This window comes from Streptomyces sp. NPDC054863 (genome assembly GCF_053610825.1).
Window position 1 is genome coordinate 1 of the sequence record NZ_JBSGZD010000397.1, and the last position, 5,919, is coordinate 5,919.

Genomic DNA, 5,919 nt, shown 5'->3' on the forward strand with positions numbered 1-5,919 from the left:
GGCGCCATTTCTGGTTGTCGCCGCCCCAGCAGGTGTAGAGCTGGACCTTGGCGCCGTTGCCGGTGCCGGCGGCGTCCAGGCACTTGTTGCCGTAGACCCTGAGCTCGCCGGCGGCGGTGTGGGTCCACTGCTGGTGGGTGCTGTTGTGGCAGTCCCACAGCTGGAGCTGGGTGCCGTCGGCGGTGCCGGCGCCGGGCACGTCCAGGCAGCGGCCCGAAGCGACGCCCTTGATCTGTCCGGAGCCCCCGGGGGTGGTGGGGGAGGCGGCGTTGAGCGCGTTGAGGACGGCGGTGTACGCGGGCTTCTTGCTGCCGTCGCCGTTGAACAGCAGCGGCGAGTGCTCCGGCCGCCAGGAGTCGGTGTCGCGCACACCCCAGACGGTGACGCCGAGGCAGCGCGGGACGGCCAGGCAGTCGTTGGCCACGGCGGCGTAGGTCGTGGCCGGGGCGCCCTGGATGTCGAGTTCGGTGACGGCCACGTCGACGCCGAGGGCGGCGAAGTTCTGCAGGGTGGTGCGGAAGTTGCTGTGGTACGGGCTGCCGCTGTTGAAGTGCGACTGGAAGCCGACGCAGTCGATCGGCACGCCGCGCTGCTTGAAGTCGCGGACCATGGCGTACATGGCCTGGGTTTTGGCCCAGGTCCAGTTCTCGACGTTGTAGTCGTTGTAGCAGAGCTTGGCGGCCGGATCGGCGGCGCGTGCGGTACGGAAGGCGGCCTCGATCCAGTCGTTGCCCGTGCGCTGCAGGTTGGAGTCGCGCCGGGATCCGTCGTCTTCAAAGGCCTCGTTCACGACGTCCCACTGGGGGACCTTGCCCTTGTAGTGGGCCATCACGCCGTTGATGTGGCCGGTCATCGCCTGGCGCAGCGTGCTGCCGCTGAGGCTCTGCATCCAGCCGGGCTGCTGGGAGTGCCAGGCCAGGGTGTGGCCGCGGACCTGCTTGCCGTTCTGCACCGCCCAGTTGTGGACGCGGTCACCTGCGGTGAAGTTGAACTGGCCCCGCTGGGGTTCGGTGGCGTCGATCTTCATCTCGTTCTCGGCCGTCACCGAGTTGAACTCGCGGTTCGCGATCGTCGAGTACGTCGAGTCGCCCAGCCTGCCCGAGGCGATGGCGGTGCCGAAGTAGCGGCCGCTCTGCGCCGCCGCGGCGCCGAGTGTGCTCTCCGCCGCACTCTCGGCGGCGTGTGCGGTCGGTGCCGCGACCGGTGCGGCGAGCGCACCGAGGCCGCCGACGACCAGCGCTGTCAGCAGAGCGCCGAACTTCCGGCGGACGGCGGGTGGGGAAATGGCATGCGAGGACATGACTGTGCCTCCAAGGTGGACATCACGGAAGGATGGAAGAGCAGTGGTAGGGGTCGTCCGCTCCCATGCGGCAGCGGTCGGGTCCGGCCGGTCGTCGGCTCAGGTGCAGGCACTGCCGTTGAGGGTGTAGGCCGTGGGGGAGGGGTTGGTCCCGCTGTACGTCCCCTGCACTCCGAAGCTCGCTGTCGCACCGGGTTCGATGCTCCGGTTCCAGTCGGTGTTGCGCGCGACGACGCCGGCGGCGTCCTGGGTGACGGTCGCGTTCCAGGCGCTGGTGACGCGCTGACCCGCCGGGTAGGCCCAGTTCAGCTTCCAGCCGTCCACGGATTTCGGGCCCGTGTTCGTGACGGTGACCGTCGCGGTGAAGCCCGTGCTCCAGACGTTGTCGCTCTTGTACGCCACCGAGCAGGCACCGGTGGGCGGTTCGCCGGTGGAGGTCCGCTCGGCGGCGTAGGCGGCGAGCCAGGCCAGCGGGGCGTTCCAGTTGACCGCCACCTCGTTGGTGGAGTACGAGCCGATGTCGTCGATGTAGCAGGCGGCGGGCGCGCAGCCCGACAGCTTCTCCTTCGCCACCGGGTCCTGGAGCCCGCTGTTGGGACCGCCCGCGAGGGACCCCGCCGGAGGGTGGGGCAGCGAGGTGTCCAACTGGTGCGCCCAGAAGCGGTGGTGCTGGTTCCGCGAGGACGTCTCGCCGTAGCCGGACACGTAGGACTGCCCGATGGCGTTGCGGCCGAGCAGGTAGTCCATCGTCTCCAGGGCGCCGGTGCGGTAGCGCTCGTTGCCGGTCAGCTCCCCGGCGACGGCCAGGACGATCGCGTCGTTGGCGACCTCGCCGTTGGAGCCCCAGAAGTATCCGTCCGCCGGGACGGGCACCGCGTATCCCTGGCCGGCCATCCTGGACAGGTAGCCGTCGGCGGCGGAGGTCACCGAGGAACGGACGCGCGTCAGGTCCGCGGCGGGCAGCCCGTTGGAGACCGTGGCCAGGGTGAGCCGGCCGAGCGCGGCCGTGTCCGCCCAGCCGAACCCGTAGTCGGAGAAGGCGGTGGGCGAGGTGTGCCAGGCGGAGCCGGTGACCGCGTCCCGGTAGCCGCTGTCGCCGGTCGTGGCGTACAGCTCGGCCGCCGCCCAGTAGAACTCGTCGGTGACCAAGGCGTCGCCGTAGGCACCGCCGCCCGTACCGTCCGAATCCGGCGCGTACAGGGCCGGGTTGGCCTGGGCGGCCGTCCAGGCCCGACGGGCGGTCGACAGGCAGCGATCGGCGAACGCGGCGTCGTAGGGCCGGAAGACGCGGGCGCACTGCGCCGCCGCCGCCGCGAGGTTGAGGGTCGCCGCCGTGGACGGACGGTGCAGCTCGCGCGGCTGCGCGTCCTGCTCGGGGCGCATCGGCATGCCGGTCCACTCCGCGTCATGGATCTTGTGGAACGCCATGCCCGCGTACGGCTTGTTCCCCGGCACCTGCATCCGCAGCAGGAAGTCGAGCTCCCAGCGCGCCTCGTCCAGGACGTCGGGTACGCCGTTGTTGCGCTCGGGGATCCGCAGGGTCGAGTCGCCCAGCGCCGCTTCCTTGCCCGCCCGCTTGGCCCGCTCGAAGGAGTTGACCATCAGCCAGGTGGAAATGCCGCCGTTCACCACGTACTTGCCGTGGTCGCCCGCGTCGTACCAGCCGCCCCTGACGTCCTGGGTGTAGTCGCACACGCCTGCCTGGCACGGCACGGAGGTGTCGCCCTTGTTGGGCGCGACACCGAGGTGTCCGGCCGGGCGGGCGTAGGCGGATCCCACCAGGGAGGCGTCGATGGGAATGCCGCTGCGCTGGTGGTGGAAGAACGCCATCGCGTCGGAGCGCAGAGCGTCGTACAGGTTCGCGCGGATGTCGAAGGGCACGCTGCGGCTGCCGTCCACCGCCAGGACGTATCCCGATCCGGAACTTCGGTACGAGGAGAAGTCGGCCACCTGGACGGACTGCCCGGAGGGGGCGTCCGCGCCGCGCGGAACGGTCGTACCGGAGGCGACCACCGCCCCGGACGCGTCACGCAACTGCCAGGTGAGCGACTGCGCGGCGGTGGTGACCACGGTGGCCCGCTTGGGCCCGTCCGGCAGGTAGCCGGCCTGGTTGACGCGTACGGCCGAGGTCGCCGCCGCCGCGGAGGGGACGACTGCCGAGGCGGGCGAGGACAGGAGGCCGCCGACGAGGAGGGAACCCGTCAGCAGGGCGGCGGCGAGGCGTCTGGGGTGGCGTAACGAAGGGTCGGGAGGCATGAGCGGCTCCTGTGTCGATGGTGTTCGTCAGGTGGAGTGGGTCCGGGTGAGCTGGTCCCTCCGCCACGGCAGGCGGAGGCGGTCGCCTCCGGCGCCGGCCATCTGGCTGTGGCTGTGGCTGTGGTCCTGGGTCCAAGTGCCGCCAGGGAAGGTGAAGTTGGTACGGCCGGGCGAAGGGATTGCTCTCCGTGGCGGTGTGGGGGTCCAGGTGCCGGTGAGGCTGGTGGAGGTGAACGAGCGGAAGTGGCGCCGACCGGTGGAGCCGACGGCTCCTGGATGAGCGCATACGGGTGGTGACCTGCGACCTGGTACACGTGGGGCGCCGTGGGCGGCGCCGGTGAGGGCAAACAGCCCCGTTCGTGATATCGAACGACGGTCGGTGAGCCGAAGATTCGAGTCGGACAGTAATGACGCGCAGGGAAGTCGTCAACAGGTGCGGACGTATACGGGAGTTGAAGAGGGGGCGGCCGGGTGGGCGCTGCTTGATCGGCTTCTCTCCGCCGCGCGGGCGCCTTGGGTCGGCGCACTCTTCCGCAAATTTTCGAAGAGCTCCCGGTTGGCCCGAACTGCTGGTCAAGCCCCGGGGAGAGGCGCTGTTTGCGGTCAGTTCGGCAATAGGCCTTGACCGTGAGGCCCCACGTTCCTAGCTTGTGGCGTCAAAGATTCGGGAACTTTCCGAAAATGTTTCGGACTTGAAACGACATCCCCCACCCCCGCAGCCCGGCCCTCGCACATCAGCCCCCGCACCCCAGCCCCCAAGGAGGTCTTCTGATGTGGTTCCGCCATCCGTCCCTGATCCACCTGAGACGCTTGCTCGCCGTCCTCGCGCCCTTGCTGCTCGCGGCCACCGTCCTCGGCGCCCCGCCCGCCGCCGCGGCGACCGTCGACACCAACGCCTGGTACGTGCTGGTCAACCGCAACAGCGGCAAGGCCCTGGACGTCCACAACCTGGCGACCGGCGACGGCGCGCGCATCACCCAGTGGACCAGGAACGATCAGAACCAGCAGCAGTGGCAGTTCGTCGACTCCGGCGGCGGCAACTACCGCATCAAGTCCCGCCACTCCGGCAAGGTGCTGGACGTCCACAACCTGTCCACCGCCAACGGCGGCCCGATCGTCCAGTGGGCCGACCTGAACGGCACCAACCAGCGGTGGCGCCTGGCCGACAGCGCGGACGGCCACGTGAGGCTCATCGCGCGCCACAGCGACAAGGCCCTCGAAGTACAGGGTGCCTCCACCGCCGACAACGCGAACGTCGTCCAGTACGACGACTGGGGCGGCGCCAACCAGCAGTGGCAGCTCGTCAAGGTCGGCGGCGGCAACCCCGGCCCGTGCGCCCTTCCGTCGACGTACCGCTGGAACTCAACGGGCGCGCTGGCGCAGCCCAAGCCGGGGTGGGCCTCGCTCAAGGACTTCACCGTCGTCCCCTACAACGGCAAGCATCTCGTCTACGCGACGACACACGGCGCCGCCGGAACGGGTAAGGCCTGGGGTTCGATGAACTTCGGCCTGTTCACCAACTGGCCGGAGATGGCCACGGCCAGCCAGAACACGATGTCGAACTCCGTCGTCGCGCCCACGCTCTTCTACTTCGCGCCGAAGAACATCTGGGTGCTCGCCTACCAGTGGGGAGGCGGGAGCGCCTTCTCCTACCGGACGTCGAACGACCCCTCCAACCCCAACGGCTGGTCCGCACAGCAGACGCTCTTCACCGGAAGCATCACCGGCTCCGGCACAGGACCCATCGACCAGACGCTCATCGCCGACGAGACGAACATGTACCTGTTCTTCGCCGGTGACAACGGCAAGATCTACCGAGCCGGCATGCCGATCGGGAACTTCCCCGGCAGCTTCGGCTCCTCCTACACGACGATCATGAGTGACACGGAGGCCAACCTGTTCGAAGCCCCGCAGGTCTACAAGCTCCAGGGCCAGAACCGCTACCTCATGCTCGTCGAGGCGAAAGGCGCGCAGGGCCGCTACTTCCGCTCGTTCACGGCCACCAGTCTGAACGGTTCCTGGACACCCCAGGCCGCGACCGAGAGCAACCCCTTCGCGGGCAAGGCCAACAGTGGCGCCACCTGGACCAACGACATCAGCCACGGCGAACTGATCCGCACCGGCGCCGATCAGACCTTCACCGTCGATCCCTGCAACCTGCAATTCCTCTACCAGGGACGCAACCCCAACATCGGCGGCGACTACGGCCAATGGCCCTACCGCCCGGGTCTGCTGACGCCGCGGCGCTGACGGCGTGACGCGGGTCCGGCTCCGCCACGGAGCCGGCGTGGCGGGCTCGGCGAAAGGCCGAGCCCGTCCGGGGCACGCGACAACGCCGGCGCGCCGCCTGCCGCTGGTGTCGA

At 69.6% G+C, this 5,919-nt stretch carries 4 protein-coding genes; 1 reads left to right on the forward strand and 3 read right to left on the reverse strand.

Annotated features, from left to right (window positions below; translation table 11 throughout):
- The 3 genes from ACWGIG_RS36175 to ACWGIG_RS36185 form a co-directional block, all read right to left on the reverse strand.
- The coding region (locus ACWGIG_RS36175; protein ID WP_453325954.1) for an endo-1,4-beta-xylanase at positions 1–1,300 on the reverse strand (1,300 nt) is incomplete at its 3' end.
- Positions 1,301–1,399: 99 nt separating this feature from the next.
- A complete protein-coding gene (locus ACWGIG_RS36180) occupies positions 1,400–3,556 on the reverse strand; it encodes a glycoside hydrolase family 9 protein (RefSeq protein WP_453325955.1) in 2,157 nt (718 codons plus the stop codon).
- A 27-nt stretch (positions 3,557–3,583) separates the two neighbouring features.
- The gene (locus ACWGIG_RS36185) at positions 3,584–3,961 is read right to left on the reverse strand and encodes a non-reducing end alpha-L-arabinofuranosidase family hydrolase (RefSeq protein ID WP_453325957.1); all 378 of its coding nucleotides are present in this window, start codon (positions 3,959–3,961) and stop codon (positions 3,584–3,586) included.
- Positions 3,962–4,327: 366 nt separating this feature from the next.
- Between ACWGIG_RS36185 and ACWGIG_RS36190 the strand changes: the two genes are divergently transcribed.
- Positions 4,328–5,806, forward strand: coding sequence for a non-reducing end alpha-L-arabinofuranosidase family hydrolase (locus ACWGIG_RS36190; protein ID WP_453325956.1), 1,479 nt, complete (start codon positions 4,328–4,330; stop codon positions 5,804–5,806).
- The last annotated feature ends 113 nt before the right edge of the window (positions 5,807–5,919 follow it).